Genomic DNA, 25826 nt, shown 5'->3' with positions numbered 1-25826 from the left:
GTGGATCCTTTGAGCCGCACCCGTGTACACTGGTCACGATCTTTGGTTGCTCGTGAAAGCGGCGGCGTCATGCTCGCGTTGCCAGGGGATTGTCCGCAGGAACGAGAGGGCAGTCGCGCCGGCAGGATATTCGCCGGGAGGCGCGCTGCCCTCGTCGGCATCGCATGCGTGGGGCTTGCGCTGCTCTCCTTGCCCGCCGGCTCCGACGGCCGCTTGGCGCACATGTCGGAGATCGAGCCGGTGACGCCGGTCGCCTCGGCGGAGAACCTCGACCCCCGGAAGGTGGAACTCGGCCGCAGGCTCTTCGGCGATGTCAGGCTGTCGCGCGACGGAACCCGGTCCTGCGCGTCCTGCCACATCCTCGAACAGGGTGGGGACGACGGCCTCGCGCGGGCGGTCGGTGCGGACGGCAAGGCACTCGACTTCAACACGCCGTCCGTGTTCAACGCCGCGCGCAACTTCCGGCTCAACTGGCGCGGCAATTTCCGAAGCCTCGAGGAGCAGAACGAGGCCGTGCTGACCGACCCGCGCCTGATGAACGCGCGCTGGCAGGACGTTCTCCCGAAGCTGCGCGCCGACAGGGGCTACGCCGCCGAATTCTATCGCATCTATGGCTCGGTGCCCTCCCGGGAAGGCGTTCTGGATGTGCTGGCCACCTACCAGCGCTCGCTGGTGACACCGAACTCCCGCTTCGACCGCCGGCTCAACGGCGAGGCCGCCGCCATCACGCTGGACGAGGAGCAGGGCTACCAGCTCTTCAAGACCTATGGCTGCGTGGCCTGCCACCAGGGGGAGAACTTCGGCGGCAACCTGTTCCAGAGGTTCGGCATCTTCGCCCAGGCCTTCGGCTTCGGAAACGGCGAGGTTCCGACCGATGCGGATCTCGGACGCTACAGCATCACCGGCCGGGACGAGGATCGGTTCGTGTTCCGCGTTCCCAGCCTTCGCAACGTTGCCGTCACCGCCCCGTATTTCCACGACGGGCGTGTGGCCACGCTGGACAAGGCCGTCGACGTAATGGCGCGCAAACAGCTCGGCCGGGAGATCCCGCGCCAGGATGTGACCCTGATCGTCAAGTTCCTGGAGACGCTGACCGGCGAGCATCCGGACGGTCCGCAGCCGCAGCCTCTCAATTTCGGGCTGCCCTGATGTTCATCCGGGCGCCATTTCCGTTCCTGATCGTCTTCGGGCTGCTGCTGGGCCTGACAATCCTGCTGGTGCACAGCGCGACGCCCAACGAAAGGCAGCATGCCCGCATCCTCGACGCGCTGCGGGCGCTCGACCTCGAGAATGCGTCGCTGCAGCGCGACGCGCTGCGCGCCCGGGCAGGAATGCTGCGCAACTACGATCCGCTAGTGCGATCCATCGATACGCTGCACCACGCTGCCAAGAGCCTCCAGGCCGCCGGGCAGATCGCGGAAGGGGACGCGCGCGTCGCGATCGAGCGCGAGGTCTCCGGGCTGATGGGCGCCATCGACGCTCTCGAGACGGCGACGGAGGAGTTCAAGTCGCGGAACGCGCTGCTCCAGAATTCGCTGGGAGCGTTCAGCAACATGCTCGGTCGTCTCGGACCGATCGCGGCGGATGGCAGCAGAGCCGCGGCCGAACTCGGCGAACTCGCCAATGCGATGTTCCGCTTCTCATTGGATTCACGGAAGGAGTCGATCCCCGAGATCGCCGCGCTCCTGCAGACGCTGGGCTATCATTCGGTCGAGGGCGTGCGGACGCTGATCGCGCACGGGCAGATCATCGTCGCGCTCCAGCCTGCGGTGGACGAACTGCTTGTGCGGCTGCAGGCCGTGCCGATGATCGACAGGGCCCAGGCCCTGCAGGAACGGTACCTCGATGCCTATGGGCACGCCGCGGCGCGCGCGGGGTTGTTCCGGATCTGCCTCTTCGCCGCGGCCTCGGCGCTCGCGGCCTATGTCGGCTACCTGGTCCTGAAGCTGCGCCGGAACGCCCAGACCCTGGAGGAACGCCTCAAGGTCGAAGGCGTGATCGCGGCCATCTCCACGCGGTTCATCAGCGTCCCGCTGGAGCACATCGAGGAGGAGATCGCCGACGGGCTCGCCAGGCTGGCTGAGCACGCAGATGTGGACCGCGCGCGCATCCTGATCGGCCCGGCCGGGGAGGAGTCCTCGGTTCGGCGGGAATACGCCTGGCAGCGGGACGGAACCGTGGATGCCACCGGCGAGTACTGCGATCTTGTGGCCCTGGCCACGGATGTTCCCGGCTCGATGGCGGGGCTCCACGGGATGGTCTACGCGCCGCGCGTGGCCTCGCTCCCGGATGGGCCTAAGAAGGACAGCCTGATCTCCCGCGGGATGAGGAGCTGGCTTTCGATCCCGCTGGGCCACCCAGATAGGCGCCTGGGCTATCTGATCTTCGAGACCTTCAGGAAGGAGAAGTACTGGCCCGAGGACGACCTGGCCCTGCTGCGCATGGCCGGCGAGATCTTCGCCAACGCGATCGAGCGCCAGCGCAACGAGCAGGAGCGCGAGGCGCTGGAGGCGCGGCTGGCTCAGGCCCACCGCCTGGAGTCGCTGGGAACCCTGGCGGGCGGCATCGCCCACGAGTTCAACAACATCCTCGGCGCGATCCTGGGCTACGGCGAGCTGGCGCTGTCGGCGATGCACCGGGATAGCACGACGCGGCGACACGTCGAGCAGATCATGCGTGCGGGCACCCGGGCGCAGGCGATCATCGACCAGATCCTCGCCTTCAGCCGCCGCCGCGAGCGCCAGTACCGGCCGATCGCCGCCGCGCCGGTCGTTGCGGAGGCGATCGAGCTGATCCGCGCGTCCTTCCCGGCGACGCTCGTCCTCGAGCTGCGCAAGGGGGCTCCGGACGCCACGATCATGGGCGATGCCACCGAACTGCAGCAGGTGGTCATGAACCTGTGCACCAACGCGGCGCATGCCATGGACGCGCAGGGAACGCTGGAGGTCGGGCTCGACCGCATCGACATCATAAGGGACCAGGTGCTGTCGCACGGCCGGCTCGCGCCGGGAAGCTATGTCCGCCTGACGGTGAGGGACACGGGCCATGGAATCGCGGCGGGCGCCATGGAGCGCATCTTCGAGCCGTTCTACACCACGAAGGCGGTTGGAAGCGGCACGGGACTCGGCCTGCCGGCGGTGCACGGGATCGTCACGGGCCATGGCGGGGCACTGAACGTCCGCAGCCGACCCGGGGCAGGGAGCACGTTCGAGGCCTATTTCCCCCGGACCGATGATCCCGCGGTCCTCGATGACGATGTCGTGGACACGCCTACCCCGCGCGGAAGCGGCGAGACGATCCTGATCATCGACGACGAGAAGCAGCTCGTCCTGCTGGGCGAGGAGATGCTGGCCGCGCTCGGGTACGAGGCGGTCGGCTTCGACAGCCCCAAGGCGGCGCTTGCCGCCTTCCGGGCCGCTCCGCAGCGGTTCAACATCGTACTGACGGACGAGGTCATGCCCGAGATGACGGGCACCGAGCTGGCGGGTCGTCTCCACCGCATCAGCCCGGATGTGCCCATCGTCCTGATGACGGGGTATTCGGCGGCCAGCAGCACGCCGCGCCGGCAGGCCGCTGGCATCCGGGAGGTCCTGCGCAAGCCACTGCGTTCGCGACCGCTCGCGGAGTGCATCGCGAGGCAACTTGCGGCCGTCCAGAAATCCCGGAGCGAGATCCCGATATAGCGGGATGGTCAATTCGTAAACGCCGGGGCAATGCCACGGGACTCCAGTTGTAAATCTGCCGCGGCACCGACCGGAATTCGCTCCGGTGGCGCGGAGCGTGAGGTGCAGAAGACATGGCGACCAAGCACGTGCTCATCGTGGATGACGATCCGGCGATGCGCGACATGATCAGCAATTATCTAGCCAGCCATGATTTCGAGGTGAGCACCGCGGCTGACGGCAGCTCGATGGCACGCATCGTCGCGCGCAAGCCCGTCGACTTGATCGTTCTCGACCTGAAGCTGGCCCACGAGAACGGCCTGGATCTCATGCGGGAGCTCACAGGCGCGACGGACGCCCCCGTCATCATCGTCACGGGGCATCGCGGCGAGGAGGCGGACAAGGTCGTCGGGCTCGAACTCGGGGCCGACGACTACATGACCAAGCCGCTTGGCCTGCGCGAACTCGTCGCGAGGATCCGGGCCGTTCTGCGGCGGGCCGAGCGCATGCAGCGGGTGAGCCGCAGGGCCGAACGGCACACCTACCGGTTCGCCGGGTGGCAGCTCGAGACGCGCATGCGCCGCCTGATCTCTCCGACCTCCGAGGCGCTGCGGCTGACCGCGGGCGAGTTCAATCTCCTGATGGCCTTTCTGCGTTCGCCCCAGCAGGTCCTGACGCGGGAGCAGCTTTTGGCGGCGAGCCGGGTGCACGACGAGGAGGTCTACGACCGCAGCATCGACGTGCTGATCCTGCGCCTGCGACGCAAGCTCGAGGCCAATCCGAGCGATCCGACGCTCATCAAGACGGAACGTGGTGTCGGCTACGTGCTCGCGGTTCCAGTGGAGGTCCTATAATCGCCCGCGGCGCGGAACCGCCTCCCTGGCGCGGAGGCGCGCCTTCGGATGTAACGCGATCCCGGAGGGCTGAAATCGGCGGATAACATGCTCGGCCTAGTTTCCTCCGGACCAAGCGGTCGGCGCGAGGCCCGGCATGTCCCGGACCAGCGCCTCGGCGCCGCGCAGGATCCGGGTCCGGGAAAGGGATCGACGATCGTGTCCGAAGCCCAAGCGCACATGCAGCGATTCACCCTCGAGGACCGCGAGATCGGCGAATACGTCACCCCGGCCGGAAGCCGCCTCATTCCCTCCACGTTGCCGGCCATGCGGGATCCCGCCGTCTATGCTGATCCGGATCGCTACGACAACAGGCGCACGGACCATCCGCGCGCGCATATGGCGTTCGGTGCCGGGCCACATCGGTGCCTCGGCGAGGCACGCGCACGCGCGGAGCTGCAGGAAGGGCCGGCCGCGCAGGCGGAGCGTCGGCCGCAGCTCCGCCCGATCGGCGCCCCGTTCGTGATCTCCGGGCATTCCGGCATCCGTCGCGTATCGGAACTGCGCGTCGGCTGGTCCGTGTCCTGAGGCGGCGCGCTGGCACCGCTTTTACGTGCCGGGACGAGGGGGCGGGCGTGTTCCTGAACCGCATCCGGAGGGCCCTAGGGCGCCTGCTCCGGCGCCGGTTCCGGCGCCGGTTCCGCCGGCTCAAACGCGCTGACGCCTTCATGCTCGACGATATCGGCCTTGCGCGCGGCGAGCTCCGGAATGCGCTGCGACACGGGCGGGACTGCGGGATCCTGTAGGCTCACCCGGCCTATTTCCGCGAGACAACCACGCTCCTCACGACGAGGTCAGCCTTCCCCTCGCACCACAGCCGGATGTTCTGGTCGGCATCCGTGGCCTCTCCGGCGATGGTGAATGTGTGCGAGAGGACAATCTCCGCCCGCTCCGCGGCCTCGACCGAATTCAACGGAGCCGAATAGGTCACGGCCTCTCCCCGCCCGCTGCCCGACAGCGCCTCGAACTGGCAGAGCTGCGTCGGCTCGCTCGGGACATTGGCGAAGGACAGCGTCACCTTCCACTCGTAGCTTCCTGGGCCGAACCGGAAATAGGGCCCGAAGAGGACGTGTGTGGGCTGATGGCCGGCCTTGGCGACCAGGATGGCGTCGGGAAGGATCGGAAGGGGATCGACGAGTCGCGAGCGCAGGTCGGAATGCCGCAGCGAGACCTCGGGTCGCGCCGCGGGCAGGCGCTTGGCGAGGCCGAACGGCGATCCCTCCGGCGCCAGGCGCTTGATGAAGGCGCGGATCTCGTCCTCCGTCGCGCCGGCGGGCGCCAGATGCACCCGGTTCCCGTTCAGGTCCCAGCGGCCCATGTCGACGAGGCCTTCGAAGGCGTAGTTCGTCCGGTAGTCGAAGAACCGGTTGTAGTCGCGCCCCATCTCGCCCGACGGCCCGACCCAGGAAGCGAAATAGGTCGGCTTGCGGTCGAGGACGTATTGGGGATCGCCCTTCTCGTGTCCCGCGGCCCCCCGGCCGAGATTGGGAACCTTCTTGTGGGCGATGTGGATGTCGCCGAGCCCGAGCGTGTCGATCGAGGGCAGTTCGCTGAAGTACGGGATGGCGCCGGCTGCGTCCGTGGCGACGCTGGCGCCCTGGGGGGCGTTGTTCTTGAGGTAGACGCCCAGGGAGGCCCAGCCGATCAGTCCCGGCATGTCCCCGAAGCGGTGCGGATGGGTTGCGAGGCCATGGAGGACCACGGCCGCCACCACGCTGGCAATGGTGGTCCGGAGGACCGGGCGTGCCGCCTGGATCCCCTGGTGGCGGGACGAGAGCGCGCGGGCGGCCTGGTCCACGGCGAAGGACAGGGCGACGACCGTGCCGACCAGAACGATGACGAGAGCGTGATAGATGAACCTCTCGCCGAAGTGGTCTCCACCGACTGCCACCGTGTAGGCGAGATAGACGAAGAGCATGGCGATCAGCAGCAGCCGGTCGCGTTCCTTCTGGTCGGCCGCCAGGGGTTCGATCGCCAGGGCCTGGCGGTGGCGGCGGATCGCGCGGACCAGCAGCCACACGCCGATGCCTGCCGCGAGCGCCAGGGCGAGCATGACGACGCCGAACAGGCCCATCCGCGACAGCATCTCGTGGATGTACTTCAGTCCCCGCGCGGCGCTGTTCCAGGGCGTGCCGACCTTTGCATAGAATGTGTTCGGCAGCATGTAGCCGTAATAGGCCCAGCGCAGCGCGAAATACGTCCCGAAGATGGCCGCGAATACCCCGGAGAAAACGAGGAAGCGGCGGGTCCAGGGCATCAGCGTCCGGAGCTCGAGCCAGCCTGAGGAGGGCGCGAGATGCCGGTCCGACCACAGCAGGTACAGCGCGGAGAGGCCGACCAGGAGGACGCCCTCGATCCGGGTCATGCATGCGCCCGCGAACAGAAGCGCAGCCAGCACGGTCCTGCCGGTGAGCAGCGCGTAGATCGCGAAGCCGTACAGCATCGGATAGAAGGTGATCTCGAGCCCCCAGGTGGACAGGACGGCCAGCCGCGGATCCAGGGCCAGGGCGGCGGCGAGCAGGATGCCGGGCAGCGTGCCCACCGTGTGACGCGCGAGCAGGAAGACGGCGACGATGATCCCCACGGCCGACAGGATGCCGAGCACCTTCACCAGCGGCTCCGCCGGATAGCCGAAGTAGAGCGGCGGCGTCATCAGCAGGGTCCACAGGAAGTTCGTGTATCCCTCGACCCTCTCGTCAGCGTTGAAGTTGAAGCCGTGCCCCAGGACGAAGTTCTTGGCATGACGCAGGGAAATGTAGGCGTCATCGATGATGAAGCCTTTGTGCATCAGCTGTTCGTAATAAAGCGCAAAGAAGCAGAAGGTGACCGCCGCGAGGAACAGCAGCGTGGCCGCGGCCCACCCCTTGACGGCATTCCAGCGCAAATGGGGGGAGGCGGGCGAAAGCGGCATATCAGACTGATCCCGTGGTGACGCGTGGACCCGGCGAGTGCGGTGGGCCGGCCTGCGTGCTGCGATGAGGACTGGCCCCAATTGTGCGTGCGGCCGTTCGGACGAGGCGCGAGCGCTTCGGGCGGCGCTTCTTAATATCGAACGGGCTCCCGATGTCAATCGAACCCGGGGCGGGCGGAGGCGGTGGGCAGGAGCCCGCGACTATGCCGGCCTCCCGAAGCCGAGGGCCTGGGCTGGGGTGATCCCGAGCCTGCGTCTCGCCATAACGGCCATGGTCACGGCAACGCCCAGGCTGGCTGCTCCCGTGGCCAGCGCCGCCCCCAAGATCCCCAGCGGAGGGATCAGCGCCAGGTTCAGGATCACGTTGGCGAGGGCCGAGGCCGCGAATGACCGCGCCGCGTCCCGTTCGTGGCCGGTCATTGTCAGCAGCAGCGCGACCGGACCCATGAAGCACCGGATCGCGAAGGCGACGGCAAGGATTCGCAGCGCGATGGCGCCCTCGTCGAAGCCCGGGCCGAACAGGTCGAGGATCCACGGCGCGAAGGCGATCAGCGGGATCGCCGCAGCGATGCCGCCTCCGGCCCCCAAGCGCGCGGTGACCCGGAGGGCCTGCAGCATCTCCTCGCGCTCGCCGCGGGCGAAATGGGTTGCAAGCACCGACCCGAAGACCGAGCCGACAGCATTATGGGTGAAGTAGACGAGGTCGGCCAGCGCCGCCGCGACGGTGTAGATCCCGACCCCCGCGACCCCGTCCAGGGCGCCCAACATCACGATGTCGGTGCGCTGCATCACGAGCTGCGTCCCGGCCATGGTCCCCAGTGCCAGCGCGGAACCCAGCCAGGCGCGCGGGCGCGCCTCACGGGGCGTTCCCGGCAGCGCGCCGCGGATCGTCGCTGGCTCCATTGCCACCACGGCGACCAGCGCGGCGAGGATGCCGATGGCCGTGAAGGTCATGGCGAGCTGAGGCGCCGGCGCGAGCCCCCCGAGAGCGGCCGCGCCGAGCAGTGACAGGACGATCGCGTCGCGACCCACCCGCTCCGGAAGGATTCCGTGGATCACGCGGCCGACCCCGCACAGGAGCGCCGCATGGAGCCGCAAGAGCGCCATGGGCACCAGCGCGGCGAGGCCGACGAGGAACGTCGCCTTCAGCTCCCGATCCGGGGCGAATTCCGAGACCAGCATGGCACCGCCCGCCGCGAGCGCGACGCTCAGGCCCGAGACCAGGAGGCGGACGTGGCGGCGCAGGCCCAGCAGGAGGGCCCAGGCTGCCGTCGCGCGCAGGGCCGCAACCTCGCGCAGGACCAGCATGTCGTGCCCCATCACGGCGGCCCAGGCGAGCAGGTTCAGCCAGGTCCAGACATAGGCGTAGACGCCGAAGGTCTCAGCCCCGAGCCAATGGGCCAGGGTCACCTGCAGCAGGAAGCCCAGCGCCATGCCGACCGCGTTCACCAGAAAGGTGGCCGCGCCGCCGCGGAACAGGCGGCCCGCGACGCCGCCGAGGAGCGGCGCGGCCGCGGCTCTCATGCGTTCCGGCGTCAATCCCGCCCGCCTGCTGCCGGGCGCACGGCCGCCGGGAGGCGCAGCAGCGGCCGGCGGTCACGCGGACCGGATTTCCGATTCGGGGTTCTTAGGCTGTTGTAAACTCGGATCGGCGTACGAACTCTTGTGCAGAGGTCCATGAGGACTTCGCACATGCTGCGTGCGGAACGGCATCGGTCGTGCCAGCCCCGCACCCCGGAGGGCTGGGCACAATGGTTCATGGAATTTCGGTGAGCTTGGAGCGCCCCGATGTGGGCGGCGGCTGCCCGGCAGTGGCGTTTTCGTCGCGGCCGAAGTATGACCTTTGGGCTCAGCCCCTCGCAAGCAAAATGATCCTCCACGTCATCACGACCATCAACCGCGGCGGCGCCGAAAACCATCTGGCGGAACTCGTCCGGGGACAGGTCAAGCGTGGCCAGGACGTGGCGGTGGCGTTCCTGAAGGGCGACGGGTACTGGGCCCGGACCTTCGAGGAGATGGGCGTTCGGGTCTATCCGCTGAAGCTCCTGCATTACGGCGATATCGCGCCTCTGAGAACGCTGCGCCGGCTGATCCGCGAGCTCGATCCCGACATCGTGCACGCACATATGCCGCCTGCCGAGGTGTATGCCCGCCTCGCCCTGATCGGAGACCGGCATACGCGCTTCGTGATCACGAAGCACAACGACGAGCCCTTCGCCCGTCTTCCCGGCAGCACGCGTCTGGCGCGCTGGACGGCGGCGCGCGCGGCCCGGATCATCGTGATCTCCCAGGCCGTCGAGCGCTACTTCGCCGACCGCCCGTGGCGCCTGCCCTCCGAGCGTATGAGCGTCATCCCCTACGGCCTCGATGCCGAACCCTTCGACACCGTCGGCCACGACCAGGTTCAGGCTCTCCGGCAGAGCTGGGGTGTGGCCGAAGGCGTTCCGGTCTTCGGCACCGTCGCCCGCCTGGTCCGCCAGAAGGGGCTCGACGTCCTGCTCACCGCCTTCGCCCGCGCCTGCGCGGAGCTTGGGCCCGGAGCACGCCTCGTGATGGTCGGGTCGGGGCCACTGGAGGGCGAGCTGCGCGCCCAGGCCGACGGGCTTGGCGTCGGGTCCCAGGTGATCTGGGCCGGGCAGCGCACCGACGTGCCGCTCCACATGAAGGCCTTCGACGCTTTCGCGCTGTCCTCGCGCTGGGAAGGCTTCGGTCTCGTCCTCCTGGAGGCCATGGCCGCCGCGCGCCCGGTGGTTGCGAGCCGCGTCAGCGCCATTCCCGAGCTCGTCGAGGACGAGGTCACGGGGCTGCTCGTTCCGCCCGAGGACCCCCAGCGCCTGGCAGCCGCCATGCTTCGCCTGCGGGACCCGGCGCTACGCAACCGGCTCGGCGAGGCCGGGCGCAGGAGCTTCGATCTCGGCCTGCGGATCGACGACATGGTCGAGCAGACGCTCGACGCCTATGGCATGTGAGGGCATATGTGCGGCTTGACCGGCATCTTCGAGCGCGATGCCGCCATGCCCGCCGAGGCGTTGGAACGGCGCGTCCGGGCCATGGCCGGTGCACTGAGCCATCGAGGTCCTGACAGCGCCGGCGCCTGGGCCGACCCGCGCGTCGGCGTCGCGCTGGGACACCGCCGCCTTGCGATCGTGGATCTGTCGCCGGCCGGCCATCAGCCCATGACCTCCGCCGACGGCCGCTGGACGACCGTCTACAACGGCGAGATCTACAATTTCCGCGAGCTCGCCCGCGCGCTCGAGGCCGCGGGAAGGCCGCCCCGCGGCGGCTCGGACACGGCCGTGCTGCTGGAGGGCTTCTCCCTGTGGGGCGTGCGGGAGACGCTGGAGCGCGCGAACGGAATGTTCGCCGTGGCGCTGTGGGACAGGCAGGAGCGCTGCCTGTACCTCGCGCGCGACCGGCTCGGCATCAAGCCGCTGTACTGGGCGCGGCAAGGCGAGTCCTTCTTGTTCGGCTCGGAGCTGAAGGCCCTGCGCGCCGGCTCCCCCGGCGCCTTCGGCATCGACCCCGCCGCGGTCGCTGCCTATCTGCGCTTCGCCTACGTGCCTGCGCCGAGCAGCATCTATCACGGCGTCCACAAGCTGCCGCCCGGCCACATCCTGACGATACCCGCGACCGGCGAACCCCGGCTCGACTGCTTCTGGGACCTGGCGGAGGTCGCGGCAGCGGGGCAGGGGGACCCGCTGCGGGCGCCGCCCGAGGAGATCGCCGACAGGCTCGAAGCGCTGCTGCGCGATGCCGTCGGCCTGCAGCTCGTGAGCGACGTGCCCCTTGGCGCCTTCCTGTCGGGCGGAATCGACAGCTCTACGGTGGTTGCGCTGATGCAGGCGCAGGCCGACAGGCCCGTGCGCACTTTCTCCATCGGCTTCGGGGAGGCCGGCTTCGACGAGAGCGCGCATGCCCGCGCCGTGGCCCGCCATCTGGGAACCGACCACACCGAGCTGATCGCTACGCCGGGTGACGCGCTGGCCCTGGTACCCGAGCTGCCGCGCCACTATGACGAGCCCTTCGCCGACATCTCGCAGATTCCCACGCTGCTGCTCTCGGCGCTGACGCGCCAGCACGTCACCGTCGCCCTGTCGGGCGATGGCGGCGACGAGCTGTTCGCGGGCTATTACCGCCACGCGGCGGTGCCGGCGATGTGGCGCCGGCTGGCGCCGATCCCGCGTCCGCTGCGGTGCCTCGCCTCGCGCGCGCTGGGCGCGCTAAGCCCCGACGTCTGGCAGGCGATCGGCCGTGCCATTCCCGGCCGGATCCGGCCGGCGCAGCTTGCCGACCGCGCCCACAAGGCGCTGGACGCGCTGGGCGCCGACGGCCCTGACGCGATCTATCGCCAAGTCGTCAGCCAGTGGCGAGCTCCGCTGGATCTCGTGCGCGCCGAGGCCGAGGCGCCGAGCCCCGTGATGGCGCAGGGCGCTGCCGGCTTCCTCGCCGACCCCGTCGCGCGCATGCGCTACCTGGACCTGCTCACCTATCTGCCGGACGACGTCCTGACCAAGGTGGACCGCGCCAGTATGTCGGTCGGGTTGGAAGCCCGCGTGCCGCTCCTGGACCACAGGGTGGTCGAGTTCGCATGGCGCCTCCCGCGCGAGGCGCTCCTGGGTCCCAATGGGGGCAAGCTGCCACTGCGCCGCGTGCTTTACCGCCACGTGCCGCAGGCGCTGGTCGAGCGCCCGAAGATGGGCTTCAGCGTGCCCCTGGCGGCCTGGCTGCGCGGGCCGCTCCGCGACTGGGCGGAATCGCTGCTGTCCGAGAGGCGTCTGGCGGAAGGCGGGCTGATCGATCCTGTACCCGTGCGGGCTGCCTGGGCGCAGCATCTGTCGGGCCGGCGCAATCTCCATCAGCCCCTTTGGACAGTGCTGATGCTGCAGGCTTGGCAGGAGGCCCAGAAGGGGGCCGGCATCAGGGCGGCTGCCTAGCCGGAGCCCCGCTCGGGCGCTGCCGGTCCATCCAGCAGACGCCGGTAGAGCGCCACCGTCTCGGCACCGATCGCGGCCGAATCGAAGCACTCCTCGACCAGGTGTCGCGCCGCCGCGCCGAACCGCGCCCTGAGTGCGGTGTCGTCAGCCAGGGTCGCGATGGCCGCCGCCAGGGCGTCGGGATCACCGGGGGGCACGCGCAGCCCGTCGACGCCGGGGAGCGCGATCTCGCGGCATCCCGGAACGTCGGACGCGATCACCGGCCGGCCGCAGGCAGCGGCCTCCAGCAGGCTCTTGGGCAGCCCCTCGCCGCCCAGCGAGGGCTGCACGGCGATGTGGGCCTCGGCCCAGACGGTGCGGATGTCGTCCACATGCCCGCGCCAGGTGATGCCCGGCTCCGCGGCCAGGCGGCGCAGCTCGTCCTCCGGCAGCGATCCGGGATTCTCGGGATCGGGCGCACCGGCCAGCAGCAGGTGCGTATCCGAGCCGCGGGCGCGCAGAAGCCGGTGCGCTTCGACAAGCGTACGCAGGCCCTTGATCGCGATCATTCGCCCCACATAGGCGACAGTGACGGGCCCGGATGGCTCGGGCAGCGCGGGATAGCGGCCGAGATCGATACCGGAACCGCGTATCACGGCGGTGTGCCCGGGCACGGCGGCCCCAAGCGCCAGCAGCCGCTCCAGGTCATCCCCGTTCTGCAGCAGCAGGACCGTTCCATGCCGCCGGCTCAGCAGCCGCAGGACCGCCGTGATGGCGGTGCGGATCACTGCCGCGCGCGGCCCGGGATCGGTGAAGGCGAAGCCCAGGCCGGTCAGGGCGCCGACCACGGCCGGGATGCCGGCGATCCAGGCCGCGATGCCGCCGAGCACCGCCGGCTTCAAGGCCACGTGGTGGACGATGTCCGGCCTCTCCCGCCGGTAGAGGCCGGCAATCTCGGCGATCGCGGCAAGAGCGGCGAAGGGGTTGTGGCTGCGCCGGCGCCAGCGCAGGGGGTGAAGCCGGAATCCCTCGGCAGCAATCCGCTCGCCATGGGCTGCAACGCGGGTCGCGACAGCCACGTCGAAGCCGGCCTCGCGGGCCGCCCGCGCCATGGGCAGGCGGTGGGACCAGAAGTACCAGTCCTCGGTGACGAGGTAGAGAAGCTTCGGGTGAGACGGCAAGAGGCTATTCCTGACCCTGTCCGGTGTGATCGGCGGGCCCGCCCTCCGGGTCGCTCTCGGCGGCCGGAGCCGGGCCCGAGAGCTTGGTCTGCATGGCGGTCGCCGCGTCGCGCAGCGCCGAAAGCTCGCGGAGATAGTCGGGAATGGAGCCTGGCATCGGCTGATCGAGGAAGCTGATCGTCAGGGTCTGCGGGTCGATGGCGCGCAGGTACGACGCCTTCTTGCCCTGGATCCGGATGAAGCCGGGCGGCACGATGGCCTTGTCGATGATGTCGAAATGCGGAGCCTGGCCCCAGACGTCCAGGGCGTGGACGTGTTCGTCATAATGCTCGAACCGGTTTCGCACCTGCTTGCTCAGGATGATGCTGTCGTCGGAGATGCCGAGCTCGGTACGCAGGCTTGCGGCGCGGCGCTCCATCTCCTCGGTCCGGCGCTCGGCCTCCTGGCGGGGCAGGGTGCGCGTCGCGCGGACCGGCCTGGGATTCAGGATCTTCGCAACGTTGCCCACGGCGACCACGAAGGCCTGAACATGGAACCAGATCAGCAGGTGGCGCCGCTTCGCGTCCTCGGGAGAGGCCGGCTTCCACTGCCGCAGGGCCGAGACGATGTTGGTCCCGGCGAGGAGCGCGTAGTCGCACTGCTCGATCACGCGAGCCAGCAGCACGTAGCGGGTTATCACGTTCATCGTGCTGGGACTCGTCCTGAACCGCGCCACGGCTTCGGGGCAACGCGCATTTCCATACTAGCACGGCGCTGCACAAAAGGGGTAGACGATCCCCCCGGCGGTGGGTTGCTGAGCCGAAACGAATTTGCCAGCCGCCGGGCACCATCAGGGCGCTCCTGTCAGGACATGGGGCTACCACCCCGCCCGTTGAAGTGGCGCACCCCGGAAGAGGCGGCCGCCGATCCCTCTCAGGGCTGGCGCGGCGCTGGGGTGGGAGCTGCGCTCCACCGCGGCTGGCGGGAGAATATGTAGAACTGGCGTGCGCCGTAGTTCCAGAGGAATGCCACGCCCGTGCCCGCGATCTTGGCCAGCATGGTGTGCAGGACCGCCCATTCGACCAGCAACGCCATGGTCGCCAGATTGATGGCAAGGCCCACTCCGCTGACGATGTAGACCAGCGCGAACTCCTCGGCGGCCGACCTGCCCCTGCGCAGGAAGGCGACACGCGTCGACAGAAGATAGTTGACGAGCGTCGCGACCGTGAATCCTGCGAGGGACGCTGGAACATAGTGGATGCCGGTCGTGGTCGAGACGGCCAGGAAGACCGCCCACTCGACCAGCGCGCTGACGCCGCCGACGCCCACATAGACCGCAAAGGCGGGAACGTAGTGTCCGACGCTCCGGATCAGCTCGGCCATCTACCCCGCCAGCGAGTACTTCGCGATGCAGTACAGCGCTCGGAAGCCGTCCTTGACCCCGATCTTCTTGCCCTGCTCGTAGGTGCGGCCATGATACGAGATGCCGACCTCGTAGAACACGTAGCGCTTCCTGGCGAGCTTGGCCGTGATCTCCGGCTCGACGCCGAAACGGTCCTCCTCGATCCGGATCGACTGGATCACCTCGCGGCGGAACGCCTTGTAGCAGGTCTCCATGTCCGTGAGATTGAGGTCGGTGAAGGCGTTGGAGAGCAGGGTCAGGAACCGGTTGCCCATCATGTGCCAGAAATAGACCACGCGGTGCGCCTCGCCGCCGACGAAGCGCGAGCCGTAGACCACGTCGGCTCCGGCGTTCAGGATCGGTCCCAGCAGCTTCGGGTAGTCGGTGGGATCGTATTCGAGATCCGCATCCTGGATCAGCACGACATCGCCGGTGGCCGCCGCGAACGCCGTGCGCAGCGCCGCTCCCTTGCCCTGGTTCCGCTGGTGGTAGATGACCCTGTCCACCAGCGGCTCGATCTCGGTCCGCAGGATGTCGCGGGTGCCGTCGACGGAACAGTCATCGACGATGATGATCTCTTTGCGGGGGACGTTCGACGACCGGACTCGTTCGACGATCTCGCGGATGCTGCTGCGTTCGTTGTAGCAGGGGATGACGATCGACACGACGTAGCTGTCGGGATTGATCGCCTGCTTGTCGGCTGTCATCGGATCCAGTCGCCGGGAGGAGGGGTCGGCCGGGGAAGATATGTGTTCTCTGGGGCGGTTATTACGCCAGGATGCAAGGCGGGCGCAAATCCAATCGCCGGTGCGACCGGACGCTGCACGATGCAATGCGCCGGGTCAGCGGGTGCACATGAGCTCGTACTGGCGGCGGGCGTCGATCTCGCGCCATGCGATCCTTCGCGGCTGGCGCGCATGCGATATCTCGAAGACCTCGAAGCCCTGGTCGACCAGCGAGGAGACGAGCTTCTGCGGATCCTCGAAGTTCGCCACCATGGGCCCGTTCAGTTCCATCACGATTCGGAGATTCCGGTTGTTCCGGATCAGGTCGCGGGCGCCGGCAAGGATCAGGGGCTCGGCCCCTTCCGCGTCGATCTTCAGCACGTCGACGCGGCCGGTGCCGGCCAGCCGCTCGTCCAGGGTGATCGCCTCCATCACGATGGTGGTCTTCGTGTCGGCATGGGCATCCAGATAGTCCTTGCCGAAGTCGGCGATCGAACCGGAACCCAGATGACGGCCGAGGCAGTTGAACTCGATGCTCCGCTTCCGGTCGGCGACGAGGCTCTGCTCTGCCGTCACGTTCCACAGCAGGTTCAGCGCGATGTTGGACTTCAGCAGTCCGAAGGCGGCCGGATTGGCCTCGAACGCGAAATACCTTCCCGCAGGAATGCGGCGGGCCATCGCCACGGTGAAGTAGCCGATATTGGCGCCGACCTCGACGACAACGTCGCTGTCGGACCGGATGCAGCGCTCGAACGCGCGGGTCACGCGCGGTTCCCAGATTCCCGAGAGCGCGAGGCCCGGCGACACCGACTGGTCCGCTGCGAGGCAGTACAGGGGAAAGCCCTGCGCTGTCCTAACGAGCCATCGCCCGCCGTCGACAGGAAGGCAGGCGGGATGGAACAGGCCGGATCGGTAGGCCAGGGTCCTGATGCTTCTTGCAACGCGTCCTGCCAGCATGGTCCCGTCCAGGTGGTGCAAGCCCGAGGGGGCCCTGGATATCGGCTCGCGCGGCCGCTCACAAGGCCGTGCGAAGCGGCCTGCACCGATGCGCCCTGCGCAGGTGGAACGAGGGACCACCCGAAAGGAGCCTTGGGCAGGATTGCGCTTGCGGATAGAACCAGCCCCGATGACCGCAGGAGACGGGGCGAGGAGGCTCCGTCGCTCGGTTTGTTCCGGAGGTGGAATGGTCCTGAAATCCGTGCTGAGCCGTCTTGCGCGGAGCTATCTCGCCGCCCCGCCCGAGCAGGGTCCGAGGGAGCCGCGGCAGCCGGGCCAGCCGCCCTATCGCTATCTCGGGAACCGCTCCGCCCTGGTGCAGCTCCATGACGGGTCGCATTTCGTCGTCGATACCGACAGCCTGGACATTTCGGTGAGCCTGATGGTCCACGGGCGATGGGAGCCGTGGATCGAGCCGCACATCACGGACGTTCTGGCGCCAGGCTCGGTCTTCGTCGATGCCGGGGCGAACATGGGCTATTATTCGGTGATCGCGGGCCGCGTCGTCGGCGCGTCGGGCTTCGTGCACGCCTTCGAGCCGAACCCGCGCCTTCACGAGCTCCTGGCGAAGAATCTCTCCATCAACGGCCTGGCGGGGCGCGCCCATGCCTGCGCCCTCGGCTCGCGGCCCGGACGGGCCAGGCTCTGGACCTCGCGCAACGCGGCAGGCGGCGGCTATATCACCAACGATCCCGCCGCGGATGCGACGGCATCCGGGCTGGTCCCGGTCGAGGTCGAGGTCAGGACGCTGGATGGCGCCCTGGCCGAGGTTCCGGAGGTCCATGTGATGAAGATCGACGTGGAGGGCTTCGAGCCGGAGGTCCTCGCCGGTGCCCGGGCAACCATCGAACGGTCGCGCCGCCTCCGACTCGTCATTGAGCTGAGCCCGTCGGGCTGGGCGGGGCAGGGGCATTCCGCGAAGGAGGTCCTGGACGGGCTGGGGCAGCTCGGCTTCCGCTTCCGGCTGCTCCTGCCCGAAGGCGCCAGAGCGATGTCCGTGGCCGAGCTGCTGAGCACGGCCGAGACGCTGCCCTACGTGACCTGCATCTCGGCCGAGCGCGCTTCGTGACCGGGACGCCAGCCAAACGGCGACCCCGGGCACCATGCCGCATGGGGGTGCCGGCGCTTGACAGGTGGGGCCACCCGGCTAGAGTCCCGCCCTCTGTTGAGGCTCGTCGGTCCGCGGCCGCGCAACGAGGCATCGCTCGTTCCGGCTGGCCGAAGGTGTCCTGACGCCGTAAGAAAACCACATCATGAGCAGACTGACCGCCGCCGGCGCAGGCGCTGCATCCCAGGCCGGCCGCGACGTGGCACCCGGGCAGGCACCGAAGCGGACGCCCATGCGCCTCGCGCTCAACGACATCACCGACGGCATGTCCCGACGGTGGCTGTGGAGCGCCATGGCTTGGCAGGACGTGATGCAGCGCTATCGCGGATCGCTCCTGGGGCCCTTCTGGCTGACCATCAGCACCGCGATCATGATCTCCACGATGGGGGTCCTGTACTCGGCGCTGTTCAAGATGGAGATCGGCGAGTACCTGCCGTTCCTGACGCTGGGGCTGCTGGCCTGGAACCTGATCTCGACCCTGATCACGGACGGCTGCCAGACCTTCGTGGCGGCCGAGAACATCATCAAGCAGATCAGGCTGCCGCTCTCCACCCATGCCTTCAGGCTGGTCTGGCGCGCCCTGATCATCGCCGCGCACAACTTCGTGGTCTATGTGGTCGTCCTGTTCCTGTTCGACGTCCCGGTCGGCGCGGTCACCCTGCTGGTCGTGCCGGGCATCGCGCTGGTGGCGGCGAACGGGATCTGGGTCGCGCTGCTGCTTGGAATGCTGTGCGCGCGCTTTCGCGACATTCCGCAGATCATCGCCAGCCTGATCCAGATCGCCTTCTTCATGACACCGATCCTGTGGAAGCCCGAACTGCTGGGCCCGAACGAATACCTGGCGCATCTGAACCCGTTCTTCGCCTTCGTCGACCTGATCCGGGCGCCGCTGCTGGGGCAGGCGCCGCACGCGATGAGCTGGGTCGTCGCCCTCGCGGTCAGCGCGGGCGGCTGCGCCCTGGCGCTCGCGCTGTTCGCGAAGTTCCGCTCCCGCATCGCATACTGGGTCTGAGACGTGCAGGCATCGATATCGCTCCAGAACGTCTCGGTCGAGTTCCCGATCTACCAGGGCGGCAGCCGGTCCCTGAAGAAGGCGCTTCTGCGCGCCGGCACAGGCGGCGGCATCGCGCGCGACGCGGCGAACAGGGTCACCGTGAAGGCCCTGAACGGGATCAGCGCGACCATCGAGCATGGGGACCGGGTCGCGCTCATCGGCTCCAACGGCGCAGGCAAGACGACCCTGCTGCGCGTGATGGCGGGGGTCTACGAGCCGACCTCCGGCCAAGTCGCCATCGAGGGGCACGTCTCGCCGCTGTTCGACGTGGGGCTCGGCCTTAACCCAGATGCCACGGGACTCGAGAACATCCGCATGCGCGGGCTTCTCATGGGGATGCACCCCCAGGAGATCCGTGAGCGCATGGAGGAGATCGCCGAGTTCACGGAGCTCGGCGACTACCTGTCCATGCCGGTCCGGACCTACTCGGCCGGCATGACGCTGCGTCTCGCCTTCGCTGTCGCCACCGCCTCGCACCCCGAGATCCTCCTGATGGACGAATGGCTGCTGGCGGGGGACGCGCATTTCCTCGAGAAGGCGCGGCGCCGGCTTACGGATTTCGTCGAACGGTCCAGCATCCTGGTTCTCGCCTCGCATACCGAGACGCTGCTGACGGAATGGTGCGACAAGGCGATCCTGATGGAGCGCGGCGCGATGCTCGCCTTCGGCCCAGTGCAGGAGGTGATCGCCCTCTACCACGGTCGTCAGGCCGGGGAACACGTCGGCTAGGGCAGGGCGCGGTCCGGATGGGATGCCGGATAGCGAGCCGCCCCGGCCTCGAAAATTCGAGGCGGTCCCGTCACGGCATCGGACGCAGCGAGACCGTGCTGGATCAGGAATGGAAGCAGCTCGCGGGTCGGCGTCAGCCTCGGGCTGCACAAGGCAGTTCGCGGGAAAGGCATGCTCTCCATCGTCGTCTATGGTCGCAACGACAGCCACGGCTACAACCTGCACAAGCGTGCCGTCCTCAGCCTGAACTGCATCGCGGAACTGCTGGACGACCCGGGCGACGAGATCCTGTTCGCCGACTACAACACGCCCGACGACCACCCGACCTTCGTCGAGGCGGTCCAGGACATGCTCACCGAGCGCGCGCTCTCGCGCATTCGGGTGCTGCGGATCCGTCCCGAACATCACGCCCGCTTCACCACGCGCACGCATCTTCCGGTCCTGGAGGCGATCGCCCGGAACGTGGCGATCCGGCGCTCGAATCCCGATAACCGCTGGATCCTCTGCACCAACACGGACATGATCTTCGTGCCGGCCCGGCCCGGCCGCTCCCTCGGATCCATCGCGGGCGGCCTCGCCGACGGCATGTACCACCTGCCGCGCTACGAGCTGCCGGAATCGCTGTGGGAGGGTTTCGACCGGCGCGATCCCCAGGCGATCCTCGGAAGCCTGGACGGGGTCGCGCAGCGGCTTCACCTGCGCGAGATCGTCCGCACGTCGCCCCCGCATCTCGTGGATTCGCCCGGCGACTTCCAGCTGATCCTGCGCGAGGACCTGTTCGCGGTGCAGGGCTTCGACGAAGAGATGCTGCTGGGCTGGCATCTGGACCCGAACATCGCACGTCGCATCTCGCTGCTGCGTGGCGGCGTCACGCTGCTGGAGCACGAGCTGTCGGGCTACCACTGCGGCCACACGCGCACGGCTACCGCGACCCATGGCGGCAGCCGGACGGAGAACGACTGGGTTCGCTTCGTCGAGGAGGTCACCGAACCCGGTCTGCCGGACCAGGCGGAACGCTGGGGACTGGCCGACTGCGAGATCGAGGAGTTCCGGCCGAGCCGGGCGCGCGCGTCCGCCTTCGCGGAGGTCCTGGCCGCCGTCCTGTCCGAGGCGCCCGCGGACGCCTACGTGACGCAGAAGGACGAGCGCACCTTCGACGACCGCCGCTATGTCCCCGAGCACGTGCTTCCCTATCTCGCCGATCTCCTGAACCCGTTCCCGCGCGGCCTGGCGCTGGCATGGTACGGGTGCCGGCCGCGAACCCTCGCCCTGTTCCGCAGGGTGTGGGATGCCATGGGCTTCACGGGTCCCATCATGGTCGAACCCGCCTTCGCCGCGCTCGGCGAAGGGGCGGCGGTCGATCCGCATGCCCTGGACCGCGCAGGGCTCCTCGTCTTCGAGGTCGGCAACCCTTCGGAGGATGGCGGGGCGGAGCCGGCGGAGGACGCCGAGCGCCTGGCCGGCCTTCGGCTCGCCTTCGAGCGCGCGGTCCAGGCGGAGCGGGAGGCGGTCGCGGGCGGGGCGACGCCGCGGCGCTTCGTGATCGTCAACGCGATCCACAACGCCTTCGAGCCGGTCGCGGCCGGGGCGCTGTCGCTGGTCCAGACCCCCTTCTCGACCCGGGTGCGCCAGGGATTCATCCAGATGCCCGACGTGCCGCAGGGCGGGCGCGGGAGCAATCCGCGGGAGGCCTTCGGCGCCTGGCTGGCCGAGCGGCAGGGCCGTGCCCGGCCGGTGCGATCCGAGGTTTCGACGGTGGAGCGCATGGTGGCGCGCCTGCTGGCGGACGCGGCCGCGGGGCGCCCGCTCGCACCCGACCTCGCGGCGGCGGCGACTCCGCTGCGCGCCGCGCTGTCCTTCCCCGGCCTGGACTCGGTGGTGCCGCACGCGCCCGAGGCGGCCGGAGCCGCCAGGGATCTGCTGGGTGCGGCCGAGGTGCAGAAGCCGCGCCAGTGGTCCGCAACCGCCATGGCGGATGTGCTCGACTGGGAGGATCCGGAATGGGTCGGCCCCGTCCTGAGATTCTTCGGCCCCGGCAGCGCCGATTATTTCGAGCGCACCCGATGGCTCTGGGAGCGTGGGCAGATGCTCCGCGTCCTCGGCGAAGAGGGTCTGCTGCGCGAGAATGCCCGCGTCCTGATGGTCGCCGCCGCGCCGGAACCTCTTGCGGGGGCGCTCAGCGACAGCATCGGGCAGGTCAGAATCCTCCCGATCGGCGCGGTCGAGGCCGAGGCGCTGCCGCGCTGGCGCGCGCCGCTTTCCATCGGGCGGTCCTCGCGGGTCGAACTGGTCCAACCCGAGCTCGACGCCGTCCATGACGCCGTCCTCCTGCCGCAGAACGTCATCATGGCGCATGGGCCGGGTGGGATTGCGGGGATCCTGTCCTGGGCGGATGCCCATCTGCGCGTCGGAGGGCTGCTCGCGATCGCCGCGGATGTCGTCCTGGGGCAACCCTCCGCCCTTCCGAGGGCACTGGCCGAGCTGACGGGGCTCCATCCGGTCGGGGAGGAGGCGGCCGCCGGCCCGCCGACGCTGGAGCGGCTGGACGTCCGGTCCGACGGGCGCGGCGCCTTCGTCTTCCTGGGAGAGCACGGGCATGTGACGGGCGCGGTCTGGACGTTCCGCCGCGGCCGTGCGACGACCGCGCGGGAGTGGCTCGCCCTCGCCGAGCGCCTCGGCACCATGTCGAGCCGGATCCTGCCGCAGATGCGGCTCGGCCCTGCGGCGCAGGCCGGGACGGAAGGGACGATCCAGGTGCCGGCGGGCGGGGCGGACGGGCATTTCCTTCATGGCGCCTATCTCCGCCTTCCGGGCGGGCGCTACCAGTTGACGGCGCGCGGCCGCGCCGATGGCGCGGCGCCGGACGTGCCGGCGGCTACCATGGAATGCGTCGTCGGCGGCGAGCACCAGCTGGGCCGGACCTTGGTCACGGGGGCGGACCTCGCCCAGGGACAGGCGCGCCTGTGCTTCTCGGTGCCTCACCATCAGGCGCTCCGCATCGGCGGCGCCGGAGAGGCCGAGTTCCGCATGGCACGGCTGGGAGTGTCCGGTCTCGAGATCTCGGCGGTCGATCTCGCGGCGCTAGACGGCGACCCGGCACCGGCGGAAGGCGGGCAACAGGACGGGCCCGGCCCCATCCTCGCGAGACTGTCGCGCACCGGGATCGCGCGGGACGAGGCGGGAGCGGTCGTCGTCGATGCGGCGGCTCCGTCCGGGCACGTGCTTTATGGCCCCTACGTGAAGCTTCTGCCCGGGCGCTATGCCGTGAAGCTGGAAGGCAGCGCGCAACGGCCGTCGATACCAGGCATCCCGGTGCTTGCGCTCGAGGCGGTGGCCGACGGCCGCATCGTCGCACAGCGCGAGGTGGGACGCTCCGAGCTGGAGGCGGGGCCGGTCCGCCTGGAGTTCAGGGTCGGCGGCGGAGACGCCGAGGCGACGGTCGAGATCCGGATCTCCCATCTCGGCGCTGCCGGCCTGCGGATATCCAGGGTCGACCTGAACCGGGCGTGAGCCGGGCGCGCGTTGGGATGGAAGCGATCGCGGCGGAGCCGTGAAGGCCCGCACGGTTGCATTCGGCTCCACCTGTCCGTATCCCTTCTCGCCGGACAGGTGCGAAGCGCCGTCCCAATCAAGGAAGCCGAGGTCGACGATGAGCCTTCAGGGTGCGCGGGTGCTGGTCGATGCCTTCAACATCCAGCTGCCGCAGGGGACCGGCATCAAGACCTACGGACAGACCCTGATCGAGACCCTGGACGCCCTGGGAGCGGAGCCGAGCCTTCTCTATTCGCGCCCGACGGGCAAGTACGAGGACGACTACCTGACGGAGCTGGCGTTCTTCGATGCGCAGGTCCATCCGTCACGCTGGGGCGCTCGCCTCCGGGCGATCACCCTGGGCATTCGAGGCCTGCTCGGCACGGCGGCAAAGGCCCGGCACGTGCCGATCAGCGACATGGTGCTCACCCGAGCGATCCCCCCGGGCGTGTCGGAGATCCTGAACGCAAGGCACTGCTACTCGCTGGCCTTCCGCGCATTCCGCAGCTTCGGACGCGGCGTCAGCGTGGGCGTGCCGAAGCCCTTCGACGTCTGGCACATGACCTATCCGATGCCGCTGCGGATTCCCGGCGCGCGCATGGTCGCCACCATCCACGATCTCGTTCCCATGCGTCTCCCGACGACGACGCTGGACGACAAGGTCGAGATCTTCAGGCGGCACCGCTGGGTCGTCGAGAACGCGGACCTGATCCTGACGGTGTCCGAAGCCTCAAAGCGGGACATCGTGAAGTACCTGCGGGTGAACCCGGACAGGGTGGAGGTCACCTACCAGCCGGCCCGGCTGAGGCCGGCGACTGTCTCGCCGGACGTGCTGGCCGCGCGGCTCGCGCCCTATCGGATCGAGCCCGGCCGCTACCTCCTGTTCGTGGGCGCGATCGAGCCCAAGAAGAACGTGCGCGGCCTGATCGACGCCTACATGCAGATCGACACCGACATGCCGCTGGTGATCGCGGGCAAGAAGGCCTGGATGTGGAAGAGCCAGATCGGCGATCTGCATCTCGCTTATGGAGAGGCGGCCTGCCGGCACAGGCTGCGCTTCGTCGACTACATGCCCGAGCTAGACCTGCCGCTGCTCTACAAGGGCGCCTACTGCTTCGCGTTCCCCTCGCTCTACGAGGGCTTCGGGCTTCCCGTGCTGGAGGCCATGGTGTCGGGGATCCCCGTCGTAACGTCCAATGTCTCCTCGCTGCCCGAGGTCGCCGGCAGCGCGGGACTCCAGGCGGATCCCTACGACGTGGCGGACATCCGCGCGAAGCTCGAAGCCGTCATCGGCAGCCGGCAGCTGCACGCGGACCTGTCGCGCAGGTCGCTGGAGCAGGCCAAGCTCTTCAGCCGGGAGCGCTATGCCGAGCGCCTGGCCGCCGCCTACGCGAAAGTCCTGGGATGAGACGATGGCTGATGGGGTGGCTGTCGGCATCCGGTAAGCGCGGCGCAGCCGGTGCCAATGTTAGCCCGCCAGCCACGATCTCGGATCTCGCGGAGCGGCTGGTGCACCTCGAGCGCATGGCCGCTGCGTCCCGCGACGGTGCGCGGCCGGTCTATGCCTATCTCGGGGGCGGGCGTGCCGTCACGCGCACGCACCGCGGCCATCTTCTGTTCATCGACACGGCCGACCTGACGATCGCACCCCACCTAGCCCTGTCGGGCGTGTGGGAACGGTCCACCGAGGATGTGGTGCACCGCCTGCTGCGCCCGGGCGACCTCGCCATCGAGGTCGGTGCCAACATGGGCTATCACACCGTCGCCATGGCCGAGCGCATCGGCCCCGACGGCTGGCTCTACACCTTCGAGGCCAACCGGAAGCTGATCCCGCTGCTGCGCGCCTCGCTCGCGGCCAACGGCCTCTCGGACCGTGTCACGCTCGTCCCGAAAGCTGCGCTCGACAGGGCCTGCAAGCTGCTCTTCGAGATCGATCCGACCGCGGTGGGCGGTGGCCACGTACTGGATGCGGATGCGCTGCTCGGCGACGGGACGGGGCCGTGGGGGTTCGCGGCCGATCGGCTGGGCGCCGCCACCTGGCTGAAGACGCGCCGGATCTGGTCGGGCCTGAACGCCGGAATGCGGGAGGTGGTTGCGCGTCGCCTGGGCTCGGAAGGCACGGCGGACGCCGAGCTCGGGCGCTGGCTGGCCGTGGATTCCGTGCGGGTCGAGGCGTGGTCCGCACTGGTGCTCCGGCTCGGGCGCGCCCTATCCGCGTGGGAGCGCCTGCCGCTGGCGGTCCGCGACCGCGTCGGGCGTGCCATGGGCTTCGACGGCGCGGTGGGCGGCGGACGGCTCGGTGGTTGGCTCGATCTCGATCCGACAGGCGAGCGCTGGGTGGTCTGGGGCGAGCAGGTCGAGGCCGTGGCCGCATCCTTCGATGTCCTGCCCGAAAGCGAGGAGATCGTCCCGGTGGAGTGCGTCGCGCTCGACGACATTGTGCTCGACACCCGGCCGGTCGCTCTCCTGCGCATGGATGTGGAGGGAGTCGAGCCGCTGGTGCTGCACGGCGCACGGCGGATCCTGCGGAATTCGCCCGATATCGTGATCGTGGCCGAATGGGCCGTTTCCATGATGAAGGCCCGGTCCGGCGACGTGGCCGAGCATGTGCGCGACCTCGAGACGCAGGGCTTCCGCTTCTGGCGCATCGCGGAGACCGGCATGCTCGACCCTGTCGGGCGCGAGACCCTGATGGGCCTGCCGCTCTGCGACGTGGTGATCGCGCGGCGTGACGTCGCCTGA

Annotated in this window: 19 protein-coding genes; 12 read left to right on the top strand and 7 right to left on the bottom strand. The window is 69.1% G+C overall.

Annotated features, from left to right (window positions below; translation table 11 throughout):
* The first annotated feature begins 222 nt into the window (after positions 1–222).
* The 4 genes from JUB13_RS04740 to JUB13_RS04725 all read left to right on the top strand — a co-directional run bounded on the left by JUB13_RS04740 (position 223) and on the right by JUB13_RS04725 (position 5083).
* Positions 223–1149 carry a cytochrome-c peroxidase gene (locus tag JUB13_RS04740; RefSeq protein WP_236024772.1) on the top strand — a complete coding sequence of 309 codons (927 nt, stop codon included), beginning with the start codon at positions 223–225 and terminating at the stop codon, positions 1147–1149.
* A complete protein-coding gene (locus JUB13_RS04735; protein WP_207477572.1) occupies positions 1149–3683 on the top strand; it encodes a two-component system VirA-like sensor kinase in 2535 nt (844 codons plus the stop codon). Before JUB13_RS04740 ends, JUB13_RS04735 begins: the two co-directional genes overlap by 1 nt.
* A gap of 113 nt (positions 3684–3796) precedes the next feature.
* Positions 3797–4516 (top strand): response regulator, encoded by a 720-nt coding sequence (locus JUB13_RS04730; RefSeq protein WP_207477571.1) that lies wholly within the window; start codon positions 3797–3799, stop codon positions 4514–4516.
* 219 nt (positions 4517–4735) lie between these two features.
* Positions 4736–5083 carry a cytochrome P450 gene (locus tag JUB13_RS04725; protein WP_207477570.1) on the top strand — a complete coding sequence of 116 codons (348 nt, stop codon included), beginning with the start codon at positions 4736–4738 and terminating at the stop codon, positions 5081–5083.
* 229 nt (positions 5084–5312) lie between these two features.
* On the opposite strand, the gene JUB13_RS04720 is transcribed toward JUB13_RS04725, so the two are convergent.
* Both JUB13_RS04720 and JUB13_RS04715 read right to left on the bottom strand, forming a co-directional pair.
* Positions 5313–7466, bottom strand: coding sequence for a hypothetical protein (locus tag JUB13_RS04720; RefSeq protein WP_207477569.1), 2154 nt, complete (start codon positions 7464–7466; stop codon positions 5313–5315).
* 201 nt (positions 7467–7667) lie between these two features.
* Complete coding sequence (locus JUB13_RS04715; RefSeq protein ID WP_207477568.1) at positions 7668–8990, bottom strand: MATE family efflux transporter; 1323 nt, start codon at positions 8988–8990, stop codon at positions 7668–7670.
* 344 nt (positions 8991–9334) lie between these two features.
* Between JUB13_RS04715 and JUB13_RS04710 the strand changes: the two genes are divergently transcribed.
* Positions 9335–10435 carry a glycosyltransferase gene (locus JUB13_RS04710; protein WP_207477567.1) on the top strand — a complete coding sequence of 367 codons (1101 nt, stop codon included), beginning with the start codon at positions 9335–9337 and terminating at the stop codon, positions 10433–10435.
* 6 nt (positions 10436–10441) lie between these two features.
* Positions 10442–12400 carry an asparagine synthase (glutamine-hydrolyzing) gene (gene asnB / locus JUB13_RS04705; RefSeq protein WP_207477566.1) on the top strand — a complete coding sequence of 653 codons (1959 nt, stop codon included), beginning with the start codon at positions 10442–10444 and terminating at the stop codon, positions 12398–12400.
* Here the strand turns inward: asnB and JUB13_RS04700 are convergent.
* The 5 genes from JUB13_RS04700 to JUB13_RS04680 all read right to left on the bottom strand — a co-directional run bounded on the left by JUB13_RS04700 (position 12397) and on the right by JUB13_RS04680 (position 16623).
* Complete coding sequence (locus JUB13_RS04700) at positions 12397–13560, bottom strand: glycosyltransferase family 4 protein (protein WP_236024742.1); 1164 nt, start codon at positions 13558–13560, stop codon at positions 12397–12399. The two genes, asnB and JUB13_RS04700, sit on opposite strands and share 4 nt — an antisense overlap.
* Before the next feature lie 4 nt (positions 13561–13564).
* Positions 13565–14245, bottom strand: a complete 681-nt coding sequence (locus tag JUB13_RS04695) for a hypothetical protein (RefSeq protein ID WP_207477565.1) — start codon at positions 14243–14245, stop codon at positions 13565–13567.
* Between the two features lie 227 nt (positions 14246–14472).
* Complete coding sequence (locus JUB13_RS04690) at positions 14473–14922, bottom strand: GtrA family protein (RefSeq protein WP_207477564.1); 450 nt, start codon at positions 14920–14922, stop codon at positions 14473–14475.
* The gene (locus JUB13_RS04685; RefSeq protein ID WP_207477563.1) at positions 14923–15648 is read right to left on the bottom strand and encodes a glycosyltransferase family 2 protein; all 726 of its coding nucleotides are present in this window, start codon (positions 15646–15648) and stop codon (positions 14923–14925) included.
* Positions 15649–15783: 135 nt separating this feature from the next.
* Positions 15784–16623 (bottom strand): FkbM family methyltransferase, encoded by an 840-nt coding sequence (locus JUB13_RS04680; RefSeq protein WP_207477562.1) that lies wholly within the window; start codon positions 16621–16623, stop codon positions 15784–15786.
* A 226-nt stretch (positions 16624–16849) separates the two neighbouring features.
* Here JUB13_RS04680 and JUB13_RS04675 point away from each other — a divergent pair, with 226 nt between their 5' ends.
* The 6 genes from JUB13_RS04675 to JUB13_RS04650 all read left to right on the top strand — a co-directional run bounded on the left by JUB13_RS04675 (position 16850) and on the right by JUB13_RS04650 (position 25826).
* Positions 16850–17731, top strand: a complete 882-nt coding sequence (locus tag JUB13_RS04675; protein ID WP_207477561.1) for an FkbM family methyltransferase — start codon at positions 16850–16852, stop codon at positions 17729–17731.
* Positions 17732–17915: 184 nt separating this feature from the next.
* Positions 17916–18782: an ABC transporter permease gene (locus tag JUB13_RS04670; protein ID WP_207477560.1), complete on the top strand. Its 867-nt coding sequence runs from the start codon at positions 17916–17918 to the stop codon at positions 18780–18782.
* 3 nt (positions 18783–18785) lie between these two features.
* A complete protein-coding gene (locus tag JUB13_RS04665; RefSeq protein ID WP_207477559.1) occupies positions 18786–19553 on the top strand; it encodes an ABC transporter ATP-binding protein in 768 nt (255 codons plus the stop codon).
* A 171-nt stretch (positions 19554–19724) separates the two neighbouring features.
* Positions 19725–23063, top strand: coding sequence for a hypothetical protein (locus tag JUB13_RS04660; RefSeq protein ID WP_207477558.1), 3339 nt, complete (start codon positions 19725–19727; stop codon positions 23061–23063).
* 139 nt (positions 23064–23202) lie between these two features.
* Positions 23203–24492 (top strand): glycosyltransferase family 4 protein, encoded by a 1290-nt coding sequence (locus JUB13_RS04655; protein ID WP_207477557.1) that lies wholly within the window; start codon positions 23203–23205, stop codon positions 24490–24492.
* Positions 24489–25826, top strand: coding sequence for an FkbM family methyltransferase (locus JUB13_RS04650; protein WP_207477556.1), 1338 nt, complete (start codon positions 24489–24491; stop codon positions 25824–25826). The genes JUB13_RS04655 and JUB13_RS04650 overlap by 4 nt, the downstream gene beginning before the upstream one ends.

It is taken from the genome of Arenibaculum pallidiluteum (genome assembly GCF_017355985.1).
GTDB classification, from domain to species: Bacteria; Pseudomonadota; Alphaproteobacteria; order Azospirillales; family Azospirillaceae; genus Arenibaculum; species Arenibaculum pallidiluteum.
The sequence above is the reverse complement of the archived record's forward strand: the minus strand, read 5'-3'. Positions and strand labels throughout refer to the sequence as shown.

Bases quoted from the DNA above. Each gene is read 5' to 3' on its own strand.
- JUB13_RS04740 (WP_236024772.1), top strand. From the start codon at position 223: ATGTCGGAGATCGAGCCGGTGACGCCGGTCGCCTCGGCGGAGAACCTC.
- JUB13_RS04735 (WP_207477572.1), top strand. From the start codon at position 1,149: ATGTTCATCCGGGCGCCATTTCCGTTCCTGATCGTCTTCGGGCTGCTG.
- JUB13_RS04730 (WP_207477571.1), top strand. From the start codon at position 3,797: ATGGCGACCAAGCACGTGCTCATCGTGGATGACGATCCGGCGATGCGC.
- JUB13_RS04725 (WP_207477570.1), top strand. From the start codon at position 4,736: ATGCAGCGATTCACCCTCGAGGACCGCGAGATCGGCGAATACGTCACC.
- JUB13_RS04720 (WP_207477569.1), bottom strand. From the start codon at position 7,466: ATGCCGCTTTCGCCCGCCTCCCCCCATTTGCGCTGGAATGCCGTCAAG.
- JUB13_RS04715 (WP_207477568.1), bottom strand. From the start codon at position 8,990: ATGAGAGCCGCGGCCGCGCCGCTCCTCGGCGGCGTCGCGGGCCGCCTG.
- JUB13_RS04710 (WP_207477567.1), top strand. From the start codon at position 9,335: ATGATCCTCCACGTCATCACGACCATCAACCGCGGCGGCGCCGAAAAC.
- asnB (WP_207477566.1), top strand. From the start codon at position 10,442: ATGTGCGGCTTGACCGGCATCTTCGAGCGCGATGCCGCCATGCCCGCC.
- JUB13_RS04695 (WP_207477565.1), bottom strand. From the start codon at position 14,245: ATGAACGTGATAACCCGCTACGTGCTGCTGGCTCGCGTGATCGAGCAG.
- JUB13_RS04690 (WP_207477564.1), bottom strand. From the start codon at position 14,922: ATGGCCGAGCTGATCCGGAGCGTCGGACACTACGTTCCCGCCTTTGCG.
- JUB13_RS04685 (WP_207477563.1), bottom strand. From the start codon at position 15,648: ATGACAGCCGACAAGCAGGCGATCAATCCCGACAGCTACGTCGTGTCG.
- JUB13_RS04680 (WP_207477562.1), bottom strand. From the start codon at position 16,623: ATGCTGGCAGGACGCGTTGCAAGAAGCATCAGGACCCTGGCCTACCGA.
- JUB13_RS04675 (WP_207477561.1), top strand. From the start codon at position 16,850: ATGGTCCTGAAATCCGTGCTGAGCCGTCTTGCGCGGAGCTATCTCGCC.
- JUB13_RS04670 (WP_207477560.1), top strand. From the start codon at position 17,916: ATGAGCAGACTGACCGCCGCCGGCGCAGGCGCTGCATCCCAGGCCGGC.
- JUB13_RS04660 (WP_207477558.1), top strand. From the start codon at position 19,725: ATGCTCTCCATCGTCGTCTATGGTCGCAACGACAGCCACGGCTACAAC.
- JUB13_RS04655 (WP_207477557.1), top strand. From the start codon at position 23,203: ATGAGCCTTCAGGGTGCGCGGGTGCTGGTCGATGCCTTCAACATCCAG.
- JUB13_RS04650 (WP_207477556.1), top strand. From the start codon at position 24,489: ATGAGACGATGGCTGATGGGGTGGCTGTCGGCATCCGGTAAGCGCGGC.